The organism is Terriglobales bacterium (genome assembly GCA_035764005.1).
In the GTDB taxonomy this organism is placed as follows: domain Bacteria; phylum Acidobacteriota; class Terriglobia; order Terriglobales; family Acidobacteriaceae; genus Gp1-AA112.
Window position 1 is genome coordinate 25,456 of the sequence record DASTZZ010000072.1, and the last position, 16,829, is coordinate 42,284.

12 protein-coding genes and 1 other RNA gene are annotated in these 16,829 nt (G+C 55.9%); 6 read left to right on the forward strand and 7 right to left on the reverse strand.

What is annotated here, in order from left to right:
* Positions 1-62 precede the first annotated feature (62 nt).
* From VFU50_12465 to VFU50_12475, 3 genes are all read left to right on the forward strand, one after another.
* Positions 63-596 carry a hypothetical protein gene (locus VFU50_12465; protein ID HEU5233668.1) on the forward strand — a complete coding sequence of 178 codons (534 nt, stop codon included), beginning with the start codon at positions 63-65 and terminating at the stop codon, positions 594-596.
* Positions 597-611: 15 nt separating this feature from the next.
* The gene (gene xseA / locus VFU50_12470) at positions 612-1,994 is read left to right on the forward strand and encodes an exodeoxyribonuclease VII large subunit (protein HEU5233669.1); all 1,383 of its coding nucleotides are present in this window, start codon (positions 612-614) and stop codon (positions 1,992-1,994) included.
* Between the two features lie 175 nt (positions 1,995-2,169).
* A complete protein-coding gene (locus VFU50_12475) occupies positions 2,170-2,409 on the forward strand; it encodes a hypothetical protein (GenBank protein HEU5233670.1) in 240 nt (79 codons plus the stop codon).
* 100 nt (positions 2,410-2,509) lie between these two features.
* Here VFU50_12475 and VFU50_12480 read toward each other — a convergent pair whose 3' ends face one another.
* The 3 genes from VFU50_12480 to ccsA all read right to left on the reverse strand — a co-directional run bounded on the left by VFU50_12480 (position 2,510) and on the right by ccsA (position 7,081).
* On the reverse strand, positions 2,510-5,842 hold the full coding sequence (locus VFU50_12480; protein ID HEU5233671.1) for a carboxypeptidase regulatory-like domain-containing protein: 3,333 nt from the start codon (positions 5,840-5,842) through the stop codon (positions 2,510-2,512).
* Between the two features lie 384 nt (positions 5,843-6,226).
* Positions 6,227-6,364, reverse strand: coding sequence for a hypothetical protein (locus tag VFU50_12485; protein ID HEU5233672.1), 138 nt, complete (start codon positions 6,362-6,364; stop codon positions 6,227-6,229).
* A complete protein-coding gene (gene ccsA, locus VFU50_12490) occupies positions 6,365-7,081 on the reverse strand; it encodes a cytochrome c biogenesis protein CcsA (protein HEU5233673.1) in 717 nt (238 codons plus the stop codon).
* Between the two features lie 259 nt (positions 7,082-7,340).
* On the opposite strand from ccsA, the gene VFU50_12495 reads away from it, so the two are divergent.
* Positions 7,341-8,471 carry a deoxyguanosinetriphosphate triphosphohydrolase gene (locus VFU50_12495; GenBank protein ID HEU5233674.1) on the forward strand — a complete coding sequence of 377 codons (1,131 nt, stop codon included), beginning with the start codon at positions 7,341-7,343 and terminating at the stop codon, positions 8,469-8,471.
* Between the two features lie 106 nt (positions 8,472-8,577).
* Here the strand turns inward: VFU50_12495 and VFU50_12500 are convergent, their stop codons facing one another.
* The 4 genes from VFU50_12500 to VFU50_12515 form a co-directional block, all read right to left on the reverse strand.
* Positions 8,578-9,345, reverse strand: coding sequence for an ABC transporter permease (locus VFU50_12500; protein HEU5233675.1), 768 nt, complete (start codon positions 9,343-9,345; stop codon positions 8,578-8,580).
* Entirely contained in the window at positions 9,342-10,352 is a 1,011-nt protein-coding gene (locus tag VFU50_12505) for an ATP-binding cassette domain-containing protein (protein HEU5233676.1), read from the reverse strand. The genes VFU50_12500 and VFU50_12505 overlap by 4 nt, the downstream gene beginning before the upstream one ends.
* Positions 10,353-10,560: 208 nt before the next feature.
* A complete protein-coding gene (gene bamA, locus VFU50_12510) occupies positions 10,561-13,416 on the reverse strand; it encodes an outer membrane protein assembly factor BamA (protein HEU5233677.1) in 2,856 nt (951 codons plus the stop codon).
* A gap of 277 nt (positions 13,417-13,693) precedes the next feature.
* Positions 13,694-14,788, reverse strand: coding sequence for a hypothetical protein (locus VFU50_12515; protein HEU5233678.1), 1,095 nt, complete (start codon positions 14,786-14,788; stop codon positions 13,694-13,696).
* A gap of 284 nt (positions 14,789-15,072) precedes the next feature.
* Here VFU50_12515 and VFU50_12520 point away from each other — a divergent pair, with 284 nt between their 5' ends.
* Both VFU50_12520 and rnpB read left to right on the forward strand, forming a co-directional pair.
* Positions 15,073-16,257 (forward strand): IscS subfamily cysteine desulfurase, encoded by a 1,185-nt coding sequence (locus tag VFU50_12520; GenBank protein ID HEU5233679.1) that lies wholly within the window; start codon positions 15,073-15,075, stop codon positions 16,255-16,257.
* A gap of 118 nt (positions 16,258-16,375) precedes the next feature.
* Positions 16,376-16,761, forward strand: an RNA gene (rnpB, locus tag VFU50_12525) — RNase P RNA component class A.
* The last annotated feature ends 68 nt before the right edge of the window (positions 16,762-16,829 follow it).

Here is a 16,829-nt window from a genome sequence, read left to right on the forward strand (position 1 = left end):
CATAGATTTTTCCAGCGTGAGCCGTTACAGTAGATGGTTTTCATCTTCCAGGAGGGCCCTCATTGGCCTCGTCCACATTGCCGTTCGCCCAACTTGCCGATCAATGTCAGGCCGAGGGACTTTCCCCCGAGAACGCAGCCAAAATCGCACATGAGCTTTCCCGTGCATTCGGCGTGCACGACGATGAGGTGGCTCTCTTCAAACTGGAAAAAGCTCAGCTGAAGTTTATCTACCCACCTTCATTGAGCAGCGTGGGTGCGATTCCGCTTAGCCATGCCACGTCGCTTGCCGCCAGGACTGCAAACACCAAGCGTGCGGAAATCATGAATAACTTTTCGCAAACGCGCCATGCCAGCATCTTCGAGTCGGTGCCGGTTGATTCCAAGACGCGGAGCGGCGGCACGAAATCGGAGAAGGTTGCGCTGGTGATTCAGAAAGTGATGAGCGCGCCGGTGACTGGGCCATCTGGCGTGATGGGCGTGATCCAGATCAGCCGCAAAGGAACATCACCCAAAGCTGCCGGGCCAGACTTCCAGCCAAGCGATCTGCAGCGTTTCCTTTCAGCCGCAGGCGCTCTGGCCAAGTGCTTTACGTAGGCAGCAAGCGCAGCAATGTCCAGCCTCGAACAGCTTGGGTTCACCTTTCAGCCGCAGCGGCGCGTGTTCACTGTGCGGGACTTGGTTTCAACCGTCCGCACTGGCCTGGAGCGCGAGTATACCGACGTGTGGATCGGCGGAGAGATCTCGAACTATCGCCCGGCCGATTCCGGCCACCTGTATTTCACCCTCAAAGACGGCGAGGCTCAGCTTCGAGTGGTGATGTTTCGCATGCAGGCGCGGCTCCTGCGCTTCCGTCCCGAAAACGGAATGGAGATCGTGGCGCGCGGTCGGGTGACGGTGTACGAGAGCCGCGGCGAGCTGCAACTCATCGCCGAGTACCTGGAGCCCAAAGGCGCGGGCGCGCTGCAGATTGCCTTCGAGCAACTCAAGGCCAAGCTCGCGGCAGAAGGACTGTTTGAATCGACCCGGAAGAAACCAATTCCGGCGCTTCCGCGCTGCATCGGCATCGTGACTTCCCCTCGTGGCGCTGCCATCCACGACATGCTCAACGTCATGCGGCGCAGACACGCAAGTGCGAGCCTGCTGATTTATCCCGCGCAAGTCCAGGGCGAGGCTGCAGGATCGGAAGTGGTCGCCGGCATCCGCTACTTCAACAAGTCACGCAAGGTAGACGTCATGGTGATCGCTCGCGGTGGCGGCTCGCTCGAAGATCTGGCGGCATTTAATAACGAAGGTCTAGCGCGCGCGATCTTCGCTTCCGAAATTCCGATCATTTCCGCAATTGGGCATGAGACAGATTTCACGATTGCGGATTTTGTCGCCGACTTACGCGCGCCCACTCCTTCTGCTGCCGCGGAGATGGTAATTGCCGCGCGACAACAACTCGAAGATCAAATTGGTTCGTTGGCACGACGTCTGGAGCATGGAATCCGCTATCGCCTGATGCTGAATCGGCGCAGGTTCCAGGATCTTGGCGAGCATCGCGCGGTCATGCGCATTACGGACGCGATCCGCCGACGCGAACAACGCCTCGACGATCTGTCTGCAAGACTGCTGGCATCGCAGCGCGAGTCGCTGCAGCGCTATCGACGACGCCTGGAACTCGCCGCTGTCCGCGTGCGCCATCACGACTTGCGCCGCCAATTCCAGAGCATGCAGAAGGACTTGGACGGGCTCGCATGGCAGCTTCCGCGAGCGATCCGAACCAGGCTCTTTGCGCTCCGCGCGCGCCTGGAACAAGCTTCTGCGCGGCTCGACGCACTTTCCCCTCTCAAGATTCTGGAAAGAGGTTACGCGGTGGTATTCGATGCTGCAGGAGTCCCGATCTCTGATGCCACAAATGTGAATGTTGGTGATGCGTTGAACATCCGGCTGTCCAAAGGAAGGCTCGGCGCAGAGGTCACCGAAGTCAAACGATCCCCGAAATCCGAGTGACCCTCAGTTGCAACTCACCCGTCCGCTACCCGCGGGCGGTACTGACTCTGAGCGCAGCAGCGTTTCGTTAGTACCGTCCGCGTAAAGCGGATGGGTCACTCAGACACCCTTGCGCGATCCTCCGTTTACAACCTCTTGTCCAGACTTACCCATCTGCTCATCAAGGGAGATCAACATGGCGCACGAGAGAAAATCCGAACTCAATCGCATGCAGCAGGACGGAGTAGTACCTGAAACTCCATACGGATTACCGACAGACGACCTACATCCAGACGGAGAACCTCACTCCGGCACAACTCCCCCGGGAGCGCCGGATCCTGGAAGGAGACTGGATCCGAATGCATCAATTGGATGGGGTGAAGCGCCTGGAGAAGAAGGCGAACAGCCGCAACCCAAGCCAGATCGCGCCGCATGAAGTCCGCGCTCACATTGCTGGAAAAAGCAGCCGCCGAAAGTTAATCACAAGAAAATATGGAGGGAGATTTCTCTCTCCCTCCACAGAGCTAAAGCGCAACTTAGAACGAATAGCGCAGTTGCAGTTTGATTTGGCGACCGCCGTATCGTGTCAAGCTGTTGTCCGCGAATGACGAGCCGTCGGCCAGCACGGTGTCGGTTCCGGCGGTGTTTGAAACTGAGTCTCCAAGACCTTCATTCGGGTGATTGAAGATGTTGTAGAACTCCGACCTGAATTCAAGCTGCTGGCTTTCTTTTCCGGGAATATGGAACCTGCGGCTGAAAGCCATGTTGTTGTTGATTGCTCCGGGTTGCAGGAACGTGTTTCGTCCGACATTTCCCAGTCCGGGAAGGACCAGGAAGTGAACCGAGTTAGCGGCGACTGCCGTCAGAGTGCCATCAGCCTCAAACGTCTGACCGTCATAAATGGTGCCCGCAACGCCTCCTTGTTTTGCCAGGAAACTCCCGTCAATCCCAAAACTGCTAAACGGGGCAGAGGCATTGCCCAGGAATGGACGGTCATTGGTCGCGCGGCGGTCACCGTTCTGATCGAATCCGCTGTTAATGGTGGCTGGAGCACCGGTTTGGAAGAATGAGGTTCCGGCAATCTCCCATCCGCGGGTGAGAAAGCTCACTGCTGAAGTCAGGAAGTTGCTGGAGCTGTTCCATCCGTGAATGTCCCAAACATAGGTGAGGGCCAAGCGATGGCGACGATCGTAAGCTGATAGCCCACGGTCCTGAGAACGTCCATTGCTGGTAATCAATTCGTTCTGCGGGAACGAAGTCGCTGAGCCAAACAGCGTGAAGACTTCGGAAACATTATCAATCAGCTTGGAGTAAGTGTAGGCTCCGCGGATCAAAACTCCGCTCTTAAAACGACGATCAACTTTCAAATCGAGACTGTGATAAATGGAGTCTCCTGAGTTGTCGCGGACGGTAATCGGTCCGCGGTTTGGATTGAGCCGCGGCAATCCAATTCCCAATCCGGGATTCAGTTCGTCATTGGCAAACAGCCGTTCTCCACGATTGCCCACGTATGCAGCCGTGAAAACCATCGACAACGGTAGCTCGCGCTCGATGTTTGCGTTCCACTGATGCGTCACAGGATTCTTTAGATTTTGATCAATAGAGGAAACCGAAGAAGCAAGAGTCAGATTCGGACTTATCTGCCCGAGCAGACCCGTTGCATTCGCCAAACCGCGCGAGTTCGGATCGGAATCTCCCAGCAGGGTCCCGGAAACGGCATTCGGAGAGCTGGCAGCTTCGTTGTCGGTTATGTTGGTGAAGAGCGTGTCATAGAACACGCCGTAGCCGGCACGCAACACGGTTTTGTCCTGACCGAAGAGTCCATTCCAGAACCGCGGAGTATAGGAAAATCCCACGCGCGGGCCAAAGTTGTTGCCGTCTTCCCTCACATGTACTGGCGTTGGAGGAAAAGTGTTCGAGGGCTCTGTTTGGATGTTAATTCCAGGGTACGGCAGCACGTTTGCCGGATTGTTGTCGAACTCGTAGCGAAGTCCGAGATCGACGGTCAGATTCGATTTGGCATGAATCGTGTCCTGGAAATAAAACCCTTCCTGGAATACTTTCGGACGAATGGTCGGATTTCCGAACGTTAAAGCTGCGCCGTTTGAAGATCCGGTGAAATTGTCGACAAAGTTGCCTAATCCACTGAAGCCGCCTCCGCTACCAAAGGTGAGGGTGCCGCGAGAGTTGAACGGAACCTCATCGCGAACGAGGATGCGCGCGACATCGCCTCCTACTTTGAAGGTCTCAATGCCTTTCACCAGAGTGTAAGCATCCTGGAACTGATAGGTTGTGTGGCCCCGGCCCTGAGGCAATGCCGAATTCACTCCCAGCAGTGGAAACAAATTAGCGTTCAGGCCACTAATGCTGTTAACCGTGGGGAGGTTAAACAATGGATTTTTCAGTGTTTGAGCTGTCGGAGCAAACTGAAAGTCAAATCGGCCTTCAGAAGCGCGAAATTCATTGACCGCGCTCGCGGAGAGGGTGTGAGTCCAGGTAATGCCGAAATTTTCCGAAGGACCGCCCTGCTCCGTGTCCAGACCCGGTAATGATTGTGGGAAGTTGAAGAAATCCGGCGATAAAGAATTGCGGTCATGGATGTACCGAGCTGAAATCGTGTCCGCCGCGCGCGGGACGAAATCAATACGGTACGTCCATTGCGTATCGGGATTTAGTTGCGCCGGAGGGGTGCGCTGAGTTGATCCAAATTCCACAAGGCAGCCACCGCTGGTTGCGCTAACGAAAGCAGCCGGGCAACCTGCTCGCGGACCGATGTCAACAGAGCTCAGGCTGTTCTGGCCCCCACGCAGCGATCCAAAGTATTGCAAAAGAAGGTTAGCGTTAGGAGTATTAGCCGCTGTAAGGGCAGCGACTCCGTTGGCTGTTGGCGCAAGGATCGTAGCTGGAGCAGCATTGCCATAGAACCTCTGCCATTGCGAGCTTCCGAAGGCAAACAGTTTATTTTTCCAAATTGGGCCACCAGCGGTAAAGCCGAATGTGTGCGTGTCAAAGCGAGGCTTGGTTCGCGAGGTCTGCCCGCCGAACCCATCCTGCGCAGTAACCGCGTTCAATCCTGAACCGGCATAAAGTTCCCAGGCCGATCCATGAAATTGGTTCGTGCCGCCTTTCGTGATCACATTGGTTACCGAACCACCGCCGCGACCGAATTCCGCCGAATACGAATTCGTGAGGACGACTACTTCCTGGACGGTGTTCACATTGTTGGGCTGGAGAGCCTGACCCTGAATGGAATTGTCGTTGTCATCCTGACCATCGAGAAGGAAGTTGTTGGCGCGAGGACGCGATCCATTCACGGAAAATCCGGTGCCGTTGCTCAGGCTATTGCTGCCCACATCAATCACACCGGGCTGAGTGAGCGCGAGAGAAATCACGTTCAGGTTGAAAACTGGAACGTGCTCGGTTTCGACACTCTCGATCGTGTGCTCCAGTGAGCCGCTCTGGGTCTGGAGGTCGGTAGCCGCTCCGCTTACCTCGACTGTGTCGCTGACAGTGCCCACCGCGAGTTCAGCGTTGACTGACGTGATGATCGAAGCCTTCACGTCCACCTGTTCGATGGTGGTCGTTTTGAAGCCATTGGCAGTAACGGTTACTCTGTAAAGACCGGGTTCAACGGCTTCCATTCTGTAGCCGCCGTTTGGGCCGGAGGTAGTGGTGCGTTCCGTTCCAGTCTGAACGTTGCGCGCAGTTACATTTGCATTCACTACTACCGCTCCGCTGCTATCGACTACTGTGCCGGCAACAATGCCTTTGCTGGTTTGCGCAAAAGAAAAGACCGGGAGAAGCAGTGCCACCGCGCAGATAAAACCAAGCTTCACCAGGCCCCGAGCCGCGCTCGTTGTAAACGACATTCGTATCGCCTCCAAATTTCGTCCCACACTGCGGGAGCGCAGCGTGAGCTAGTCAGCTACATAGCAGGCGCGCTGCCACTGGGACGCAATGAGGGCACTGAGTCCCAGATTGGGACTTGAAGTGCTGCCTTGATGATGAAACGTCAGTGGGAGGGGACAAGCGGCGAACTAGAAACAATGAAACGGCGAGCGATAGCTACGAAAATACAATTTTTCGTATCACACGAGCGGCCTTCTACCTGATTTTGTATTCACAATGCGCCATCCTGTACCAGGTACCGGTGAGTAGTCCCACCATCGTTTTCTACCATTCACGATCTCACCCCGGCAGGATTGTGCAACCACAGGTGAATCAATTTGGGACCGTACCGCGGCAATAAAACGCTAAGGTTTTTTTAATTCTTCAACTTCTCGCTTCACCTGCACGAAGCCCCGGACCAGGTACAGAACGTATCCGAGATGCACACACCAGGTGAGGATGTACGCTGCGTGCAGATGCTGAAGACTGCGAACCGTATCCATTTATCTGGCCTCCGCTCGAGCGAGTTGAATGTCATGAACCGCTTGCGCTTCGTGCAATTCCTGACGCGCACGTTCCAGCTTGTATCGCACCCAAAACACCAGCGCGCCATAGCAGAGAAAGGCCGCGAGGTTGATGAGCAATGCCGGCACCATGCTCGGATCAAGTCCGGAAGAGCCTTGCTCGCCAAAAATTACCGGCTGCGGATGTTGCGTGCGCCACCAACGAATTGACATATAAACGATCGGCACATCGACGAATCCGAAGATAGCCAGCGCTGCCGCCAAAGTCGGCGCCTGACCTGCAACCGACAGACGCCGCAACATCAGATAGCTGACATAAATGAGCCACAGAACAAAGGTGCTCGTCAGACGAGCATCCCAAGTCCACCAGATTCCCCAAACTGGCTTTGCCCAGAGCATGCCGGTCATCAAGCCCACCGAGCAGAAGATTACGCCGATTTCCGCAGCGGAAACCGCCACGGCATCGGCGGCCATGGCAGACGGAGTATGCCGTCGAACTAAATAGAAGATGGAAGCTACCAGGTTCACTGCGAACATCGCGAATGCTGTTGCGTAGGAAGGCACGTGGTAATAGAAGATTCGTTGAATATTGCCCATGGTCGCTTCCGTAGGCGCGACCTGCAGGGCTTCCCGCAGACCCAAAGAAAGAAGAATTGCAACGCCAATAGCGCTCAGTGTGAATGTTGCGCGTTTCATCTACGCGCAGTTTACTCCGGCAGAGGACGGAAAGGGAGTGTGCGGCACTTTACAGCAACGAGCTGTGGACCGAGTGGACTGTGTGGACGAAGTGGACTCGGTGGACCGAGCGCCTGGATGGGCGGGTGTGTGAGGAGTAAATGAGTGTGGGGAGGCCTGTGGGAAAACTGGCGCAGCCGAGCGATGGTTTATTGTCCACTCCTTCGTCCACTCAGTCCACAAAGTCCACTCCGTCCACACGCTGGTTTATCCTCACTGCATGTACGCACCCTATGCGTTGCGTTCTGAAGAGTCGCGAGGGCGGCGATATCCTGAAAAACCTCATCCCTACCGCTCGGTGTTCCAGCGCGACCGCGATCGCGTGGTTCATTCCCGCGCCTTTCGCCGCCTGGAGAGCAAGACGCAGGTTTTCACCAACCGCGACTCCGATCACTTTCGCAATCGGCTTACGCACACCATAGAAGTCGCGCAGATCGCCCGCACTGTGGCGTCGGCTCTGGGACTGAATTCTGATCTGACCGAAACCCTGGCGCTGGTTCACGACATAGGCCATCCGCCGTTTGGTCATGCCGGCGAAAAGGCGCTCGACCGCGAGATGCGCCGCTATGGCGATATCTTTGATCACAATCTTCATGCGCTCCGCATCGTGGAATATTTCGAGTTGCGCTATCCCGAATTTCGCGGGCTCAATCTTACGTTTGAGGTGCGCGAAGGCATCATTAAGCACTCGCGCGATTGGGACGTCAGCGAGTTTCCCGAGCTTGCAGAGTATTTGCTCGATCAGCGCCCGCCGTTAGAAGCCCAGGTCATCGATCTTGCCGACGAGCTTGCCTACAACGTTGCCGATCTGGACGATGGAGTGGAATCGGGCATTCTCTCGATTGAGCTGATTCGCGAACGCCTGCCGGAATTTGAGCGTGTCTGGGAAGAGGTAGAGAAAAATTATCCGGACGCCCTTCCCAAATTGAAATTCAGTGAATGCTTGCGGCGCAAGCTTGATCACATGGTGACCGATCTCATCCATGCGAGCGGTCATCGAATTCGTGCCGCTCGCATTCATCGAGCGAGCGAGGCACGGCAATATCCGGAACGACTGCTGCGATTAGGTCCTGAAGCCCACGCTGAGCGGCGAGCGACGAAAGAGTTTCTGCACGAATACCTGTATGACAGTTCGATGCTTAGCGAGGACCGCGAACGCCTGGAGGACGTGATCTCAGATTTGTTTCGCTTCTGGATGGAGAATCCGGGAGAGCTTCCCGCCAGTTATCAGGAACAGCTCGAACAGGAGAAGCCGGCGCGTGTGGTTTGTGACTACATTGCGGGCATGACTGACAACTTCATCTTGCGAGAGCACGACTCGAGGATCGTTGGACAAAACCGCCGCCGGTGAGTTAACACGAAGGCCACGAAGTCTGAAAAGAAAGGTCACAGAGCGACCTTCTCCGTGAACTTGGTGTGAACTTCGTGCCCTTCGTGTTAACCCGGTTCCGGCGGTGTCAACCTACGGCTTTCTTCTGAAACTGCCTCAGCCCTAATGCCAGCAGCAGCCCGTCAAAAAACGCCAGCGCGAGCAGAACGTATCCGGTAGGAATGTGCGGGAACTGTGGCACCACAGACGCGCGGAGTCCCTCACTGGCGTAGGCCAGCGGATTGATCAAGACGATCTTTTGCAGGATCGGGAATTTGTCGAGCGCGCTCCACGGGTAATAGGTGCAGCCGAAGAAGATCATCGGCGTAAGCACCATGCTGAACATGAGTCCGATGTGCTGCTGATCCATCGAGCAGCCGAGAGCGAGACCTCCGGCTGCGGAGAAGGCTGCGACCAGTATCACCATGAGGATGAATAACGCAGGACTGATGTGGAATTCCAATCCGGGACTCAGAATGAGCTGTCCCAACGGCAGCACGATGAGTCCTGCAATCATCGCCTGAATCAATCCGGCAAGCACCTTCTCGATCGCCACCCAGGAAATCTCGATAGGCGCGAGCAGGCGATCTTCGATTTCGCGGGTCCACTGGAACTCGGCAATCAGGGGCATCGCTACTGCCCAAATTCCGGTAAACACCATGGTGATTGCCATGATGCCGGGAAGCAAAAGGCTCTTGTAGGCAGGCGGCATGTATCCGCTGCCGACCATCACGCGGCCGAATATGAACACGAACAGCAACGGCTGCAGAAACGTTTGAAACAGCAGTTGAAGTGCGTTGCGGCGTGCGACATGCACGTCACGCGCAAGAAGCGCAATAAAGGCAGCTCCGTTCATTCCCGCAGGCTCCTGCCGGTGTGATGAAGAAAGAGGTTTTCGAGGCTCGGTTCAGAGATGTGAACGTCTGCCAGATCGATCGAATATGAAGCCGCCGTGCTCACGATTTCGGGAATCAGTGCGCCACCGCGACTGGCATAAAGATCGACGGCGCTGTCTCCGGTTGAACGGACTTCGGTGACGCCCGGCAGAGTACCGAGTCTCTCCAGCAATGGCGCCGGCTGCTGTGCAAAGCGCATGCGAAGCAAGAAGCCGCCCGGTATCGAAGCCTTTAAATCGTTCGGAGTGCCGGATGCGATGATTCGTCCATGATCGATGATTGCGAGCCTCTGACACAGTGCGTCGGCTTCTTCCATGTTGTGCGTGGTCAGCAGGATCGTGCGACCTTTCTGGTTGTACTCGCGAATGATTTCCCAAAGCAGAAGTCGCGTCTGCGGATCGAGGCCAACGCTCGGCTCGTCGAGAAACAAGACTTGCGGATCGTGCATCATCGCGCGGGCAATGGAAACGCGCTGCATCATGCCACCGGAAAAGCCGCGGACTAATTCATCGGCTCGCTCGGTAAGCTTGAACCGATCGAGAAGTTCGGCCGCGCGTTGGCTGCGCTCGCGCGAGTTGAGCCCGAAGTAGGCGCCATGAAACTGCAGGATCTCGCGCGCAGTGAGCGAGAAATCGAGATTGGGTCGCTGCGCGACTACCCCGATCTGACGCTTGGCTGCAGTTTGATCTTGCCAGACATCGTATCCGCCCACGCAGGCGGTTCCGCTGGTTGGACGAATGCGAGTCGTCAATATGCCGACGGTCGTTGACTTCCCTGCTCCATTGGGGCCGAGCAGCCCGAAAATCTCTCCTCGCGCAACATCGAGGTCGATGCCGTCCAGCGCCGTGATCTCCGGCTTAACGTCTTTACTGCGCTTAGCCGCTGACGCAGGCGGCCGTCCTGCGGCAGCGGGCGGCACTGAGTGATACACCTTTCGTAATTCGCGTGTACGAATCGCTGAGTCCATAACGGGAATCCCCGGTAAGAATGACAGGTGGTTTGCAGTCTAACAGAACCGGCGGCGGTAGCCGGTGGGTCGGCCGCGGTTTTCGCGGCTGCGCTTCGATGCTGGTGGAGTAATCCGAGCACGCGGAAGTTGCTTACTGCAACGGAGTCAACCGGTGCTGGGCTTGGTCGCCCAGCACCGCCCCCCCCGCCTACCGGCGGCGGTTCTGTTAGAACGTCGTGCTTACCGTGAAACGGAACGTCTTCTTCGGTTCACGCAGCACGTATGGGCTGCCGTACGTAATCAGCGCCTGCTGATACGTAAAGTCGCCGGCGGAGCCTGCGGGGAACATATCGCGCGTGATAAGCGATTTGTTGTTCACGATGGTATCGAGTCGCAGCGGGTTATAGGCGTAGTAAATGCGGAACGGGGCGTTCACGATCGGCAGCAATACCTGCAACTCGAGTCCAGTGGACATACGCGGCGTGTAGTTAGTTCCCGGAATGGGTTTGAGGTTCTTTTCGAACTGAACCTTTTGCGTGCCCACGCAATTGAAGTTGGCGTCGAAGGTCGAGCAGCCGAAAGGCGTGTTATTCAGGATATTCAGGTTCTCAGGCGTGAGATTTAGCTGACCTGGGAACGAGATGAAGTTCAGTCCAGCATCATTAAACGCCGCTAGTGTGACGTGGCTGACAATTGGAATGCGATATTCAAGATTTGTAAAGATGCTGGTATCGCCGCCGGCATAGATGATGGTCTGTGCCGGAACCGGAACCTGTATCGCTCCGCGCCTGGGGTTGGTTGGGTCAACCGGAACCAGCGTTCCGTCAGGATTCTGTAGCGGCACATTCACGCGGTTGGTGATGAAGACATATGGAGTAACGGTGCGAATGTCGAAGCCACGAATATCGTTCTCGCCGCCTATGTAAGAGCGCTCATACGGAGGCGCGACTTTGCCGTTATACCCGGTGATAAACGAGCCTTGTACGCGGAATCCGAGCGCGTTCCGGCCTTTGTTCATCGGGAACCAGTGCTTGTATTCGACGATCGGCCGGATGGTATTCACGTTTCCGCCGATGCCGGAAAATTCGCCAGCCAGGAACAGACTGGTTCCACGGTGTGGCTGGAAGGGGCTGTCGATGCTGTTAAAGGTGAAGCTCGGCGTGATCTTGCTGGTGCGGATGCCGCGCAGAGAGTTGGGTCCGCTCACGCCATCGAAATTGATGGCTTCAAAGTATTGCTGCGACGCGGTGCTGAACGTCTGAATGCTCGAAAGCTGATAGGAGTACGAGAGACCCACGCGCTTGAGCGATCGCCGGATTGGATAGCTCGAGGAAACGGTAAATCCTGTCTCTGACTGGCTGAAGTTCTGCAATGTATTCAGCACATCGGTCGGCAGATTCAGATTTGTGCCGGTAAGGATCGAGTAGTTCTTGGCAGCGTTGAAATCATATCGGCTGGTGTAGACGGTGAAGCCGAGCTGCAGCGGACGATCAAACGCATATGGCTCTGTAAATCCGAACAGGATGCTCCGCTGCAGATTGCCCAGATTGGCGGACATCGTGAGCGTCTCGCCAAGTCCAAGAAAATTATTCGTCTCGTAGTTGATGCCGATAAACGATCCCGCCAGCCCACTCACGCCGCCTTGAAGACCTATGCTGTTCTTGCCTTTTTCTTTGACCTTCAGCGTGAGATCGACGGTACCGTCCTGGACGTTCTGTTTAACATCGGAATCCTGTTCGACTTTTAGCGGCTCGAAGTAGTTGAGCTGGTTAAGACGCAAAAGGCTGTATTCCCAGAGTCGGCTGTTGTAAACCTGCCCTTCTTCCAGCGCCAGCTCACGGCGGATGACCTTGTCGCGGGTAGTGGTGTTACCCGTAAATTCGATTCTGCGCACTGAGAACTGCTTGCCTTCGTCAAGGTCAATGCTCAACGAAACGGCCTTCTTCTCTTCGTCGATGTCGGTATTGGGCACCGCACTGAAGTTGATGTATCCCAGTTCGCCGTAAGCTTTTCGCAGGTTTTCAAGACCCTTGGCGATCGACTCGCGATTGAAGATGTCGCCATCTTTGATCGGGAACTGGGCCCGGAGAGCCTTCATGTTCGTGATGGCTTTGCCGCCGGTGAAGGTAATCGTCCCCAGTTTGTATTTGTCGCCTTCCTGAATCGGAACGGTGATATCCACGACTTTGCCGCCGTGCCGGCCAATGTAGGGAAAGCCGGGTTTGGTATCGCGAATTTTGGTCTTTGGATCGTCAACCAGAACCTTGAAGTAGCCCTTGGTTTGGTAGTAGAAGCGGACTCGTTCCGCGTCTTCGTCCAGCTTGGTGGCGTCGTAGGTGCGGGCAAAGAGGTTCTCGAGAATCAGAGAGTGCGGGATGCCGATGGGCTTCAAATTCTTCATCGCCGATCGAAGTTCTCGACTGGGCACTTTCTTGTTGCCATCGAACTTGATCCTGCCGACCTTGACCTTCGGTCCTTCCTTCACCACGAAATCAATACTCACAGCCGCCGGAGGAATCTTATGAATTTCGGTGCGGATGGTGGCGAACTGGCGACCGTGCTCGGCGAGCAGGTCCTTCAGAATAACTTCAGCGTGCTTGACCTTGGTCGGATCGTATTGGCTTTCCTGCGAAAGCCCGACCTTCTCTTTTTTGAAGCGATCGAGAACGTCGCTATTCGTGACCGAATTCAGACCGATGTACTTGATCTCGCGGATTGTTGGCTTCTCGGTGACGTAGACGTTAATGATCACGCCCTTTTGCGTGTCCTCGCGCTCAAAGCGGATATCGTCAAAGTAGCCGGTGTTCCAAAGGGAGTTGAAGTCACGCTCCAGGGATTGCGGATCGTAGACGTCGCCAGGCCGGGTGAACATGCGCGCTCGAATGGTGTCGGCAGGTATTCGCCGCTGGCCGTGAATGAGGATGTTATCGACGAGCGTTTGTTGGGCGCTAAGGCTGCAGCAACAGAGCAGAAAGCAAAGCAGAACGAGTGAACTGAGACAGCGAAACAGGCTCAGTCGGCGGAAGCCAACGGGCCCATCCGCAGTGTTCAGGCAAATAAAAATAGGAAGCCCCTCTACCACAAGTATGAATTCGTGGAGGAATTCACAATTATATGAGACGGCGTAGATACCATCAAAGCAATCCGACCACAGCCGCCGTAAAAAGTTGTGAAGCCTAAGGTTATCGCTGGGGATGAAAGTCACACTCCTTTGTCATTCCGAACGCAGGCTCACGCGTGTAGTTCGCGTGGGCCGAAGAGAGGAATCCCTACAAACTCCGAGATGCATAGTGGCGACAGCATTGAAATCAGTAGGGATTCCTCCGCCAACAACAGGCGTCGGAATGACAGGAAAAACGCTACGGCAGTTGTGGAATGGGATAGATTCCCGCGCGCCGCGCATCGGCGATTCCGATTTTTGTGATCTGCGACGGCTGGAATCGTGCGAGACCGTGATCGGCACTCTCGACGGCTTTGTCGAAGGTCACCCGGCCGGTAAGCGCGACGTCGATGTAGATGTACCTGTCGGAGTTCTCGCCAGCCTTCACGCCGACATAAGCGTGTCCGGGAACGAGGACGATGACCGGCTCCATTGCCAGATTCTCGAACGCCGAGGCGAAGAGCACGGCCGCATCGATGCAATTGGCGGAGCTCGCGATGATGCTCTCACGGGGTGTGCGAATGCGTTCGCTTACGTCAGGATTGGAGCCGAAGGTGAGCGAGCTCTTCACATATGACAGCTTCTGCTTCTGCAGAGCGTTGTAGATGGCGCGCGCTTCGAGTCGAGTTTCGTGCTCCTGACCGGCAGCGTCTTTCCATTCTTCATAGCCTGGTAGGCGACGTCCGGGCATCAGCTCTTTGGCGTGACTGAGCACGCGTTCAACGCGCGGATCGTGGGGCGTTACCCACGACGCGATGAACTGTGCGTACTTGAATCCCTGTCCCCAGAACATGTCTTCAACTGCGCGCAATCGAACTGGGACTGTGCTGTTGTACACACTCTTGCCGCTTCCATCGCTGATTTGGATCTGGGCCGTTGCAGGCGCGATTTCGCGATTGTGATAGAGCCGCGGAAGAAATGATGGAGCGAAGATGAATGTCCGCACGGCTCCTGCCGGGATGTTTACCATCTGCACTTCCTGATCGCTCCAGCCGACAACCTTTACGGCAATGCGGTAGCGTTGATCGCTGTCGGTTGAGTTGGAGACGTTGACAGAAACAACGCCCCACTTACGCTGATCAGGGCTTTGCAGCGAAGCGTAGTTCGCGAATGCCGGAAAAACATCTCCGTCGATGCCAGACTCGATTTTGAACGTGGGCTCAGGATTGCGAATCGTGCGGACCGGACGCGTGACGTCGGGCTTATCGAAATCGCCGCCGGCGACCGCCGAACCCGAAAGCAGGAGGCCGAAAAGAGCCGCCCAGGCAAGATGAATTTTGGCGCGGAACTTCATCTATTTCGAGGGTACCGGGCTGAAAACAAAGCACAATCCAGAGGAACCCTTAGTAGGGTAAGTAGCGGGCTAAGGTGCATCTAAGGATGGGGGCTAACACCAAGGTCACCATACCGGGTAAGGTGTTTCGAGTTTCAGTTTCAAGTTTCGGTCAAAGCCTATTCACCCATTTCGCTCGAAACTGGCTTTGCGGAAATCTGAAGCGCGAAACTTGAAACGCCTTTTCTAGGTGCGCGTCACTTTCGCGTCCGCTCTTCCCAGCGCTGTAAACTTCTATTGAGCTCATGAAGCTTCCCATCTATCTCGATAACCACGCCACCACAGAAGTGGACCCGCGTGTTCTCGAAGCTATGCTTCCCTACTTCTCTGAGAAGTTCGGCAACGCGGCCAGCCGTAGCCATCAGTTCGGCTGGGAGGCAGAGCAGGCAGTGGAGACTGCCCGCGAGCAAGTCGCAAAGCTGGTCGGCGCGAGTGCCAAGGAGATCATCTTCACCTCAGGAGCGACTGAGAGCGACAATCTCGCTATCAAAGGCATAGCCGAGGCTTGCGGCGATAGGGGTGATCACATTATTACTGCGGCCACAGAGCATAAGGCCGTGCTCGACAGCTGCAAGCATTTAGAGAAACAAGGGTACCGAGTCACTTACTTAAGCGTTGCAAGCGATGGCCTGCTCAGCCTCGAAGAACTGAAAGCAGCTTTCACGGATAAAACCATTCTTGTCACCATCATGTACGCCAATAACGAAGTTGGCGTGCTCCAGCCGATTGCAGAGATTAGCAGGCTTTGTCATCAACGCGGCGTGCCGTTTCACTGCGATGCGGTCCAGGCAATCGGGAAGGTTCCAGTGGACGTGAATCGCGACGGCATCGACATGATGTCAATCACCGCCCACAAGCTTTATGGGCCCAAGGGAGCGGGTGCGCTGTATGTCCGGGGCAAGAGCCCCTACGTGCGGGCCGCGGCGCAGATCGACGGCGGAGGCCACGAGCACGGGATGCGATCTGGAACCCTGAACGTGCCCGGCATTGTGGGGCTGGGGAAAGCCTGCGAGCTCGCAAGGCAGGAGATGCCGCACGAATCGCGCCGCATCGCCGCTCTGCGCGACAAGCTAAGGTACCAGCTCGAAGAGAATCTTAATGATGTCCACGTCAACGGCAGCATGGAACATCGGCTACCTGGGAACTTGAACATTCGGTTTGGCGGAGTCGATAGCGAGTCGCTGCTGATGGGCATCAATGATATTGCGGTATCCACCGGAGCAGCATGCACTGCGGCAAAGATTGAGCCTTCTTACGTACTCAAAGCGATGGGCCTCACCGACGAGGAAGCAAACAGCACGCTCAGATTTGGCATAGGCCGCTTCAACACTGAAGCCGAGATTGACTACGCTGCCGGGCGAGTCATCGAGACCGTGAAAAAGCTGCGCGAGCTTTCATCGTTCGGAATGGAGCGAGCAGTCGGGCAGTGAGACGCTGGCCAACTTTCATCCTGCGAAAGCGACTACACCCACATATCTTTTGCCCTTATCGCCTTCCGCGTAGGAAGCTGCGTCCGACCTGCCAGGGCATGAATCTATAATGAAGAAGCAAGTGGACCGGACGGTCGCCTTGGCTTGTCCAGGGAGGAAAGTCCGAACTCCGCAGAGCAGTGTGCCGGATAACGTCCGGGATTCCGGTTTCAAGGCCGGAAGACGGCTAGTGCCACAGAAAAAATACCGTCCCGGCTCGCCGGGATAAGGGTGAAAAGGTGCGGTAAGAGCGCACCGCCTGAACAGCAATGTTCAGGGCACGGTAAACCCCACACGGAGCAAGACCAAATAGGAAGGAAGCCCGCTTAGGCGGACACGCGCCGGCTCGGCGCGTCACAACCTTCGGGTAGGTCGCATGAGCGCGTCAGCGATGGCGCGCCAAGAGGAATGATCGTCATCCGCCTCATGCGGACACAGAATTCGGCTTACAGGTCCACTTGCCTTACTTTCCCTGGTCCGCACTTAAGCATCAACAATAAGAAGCCGCATGGATGCTATTGCACCCATGCGGC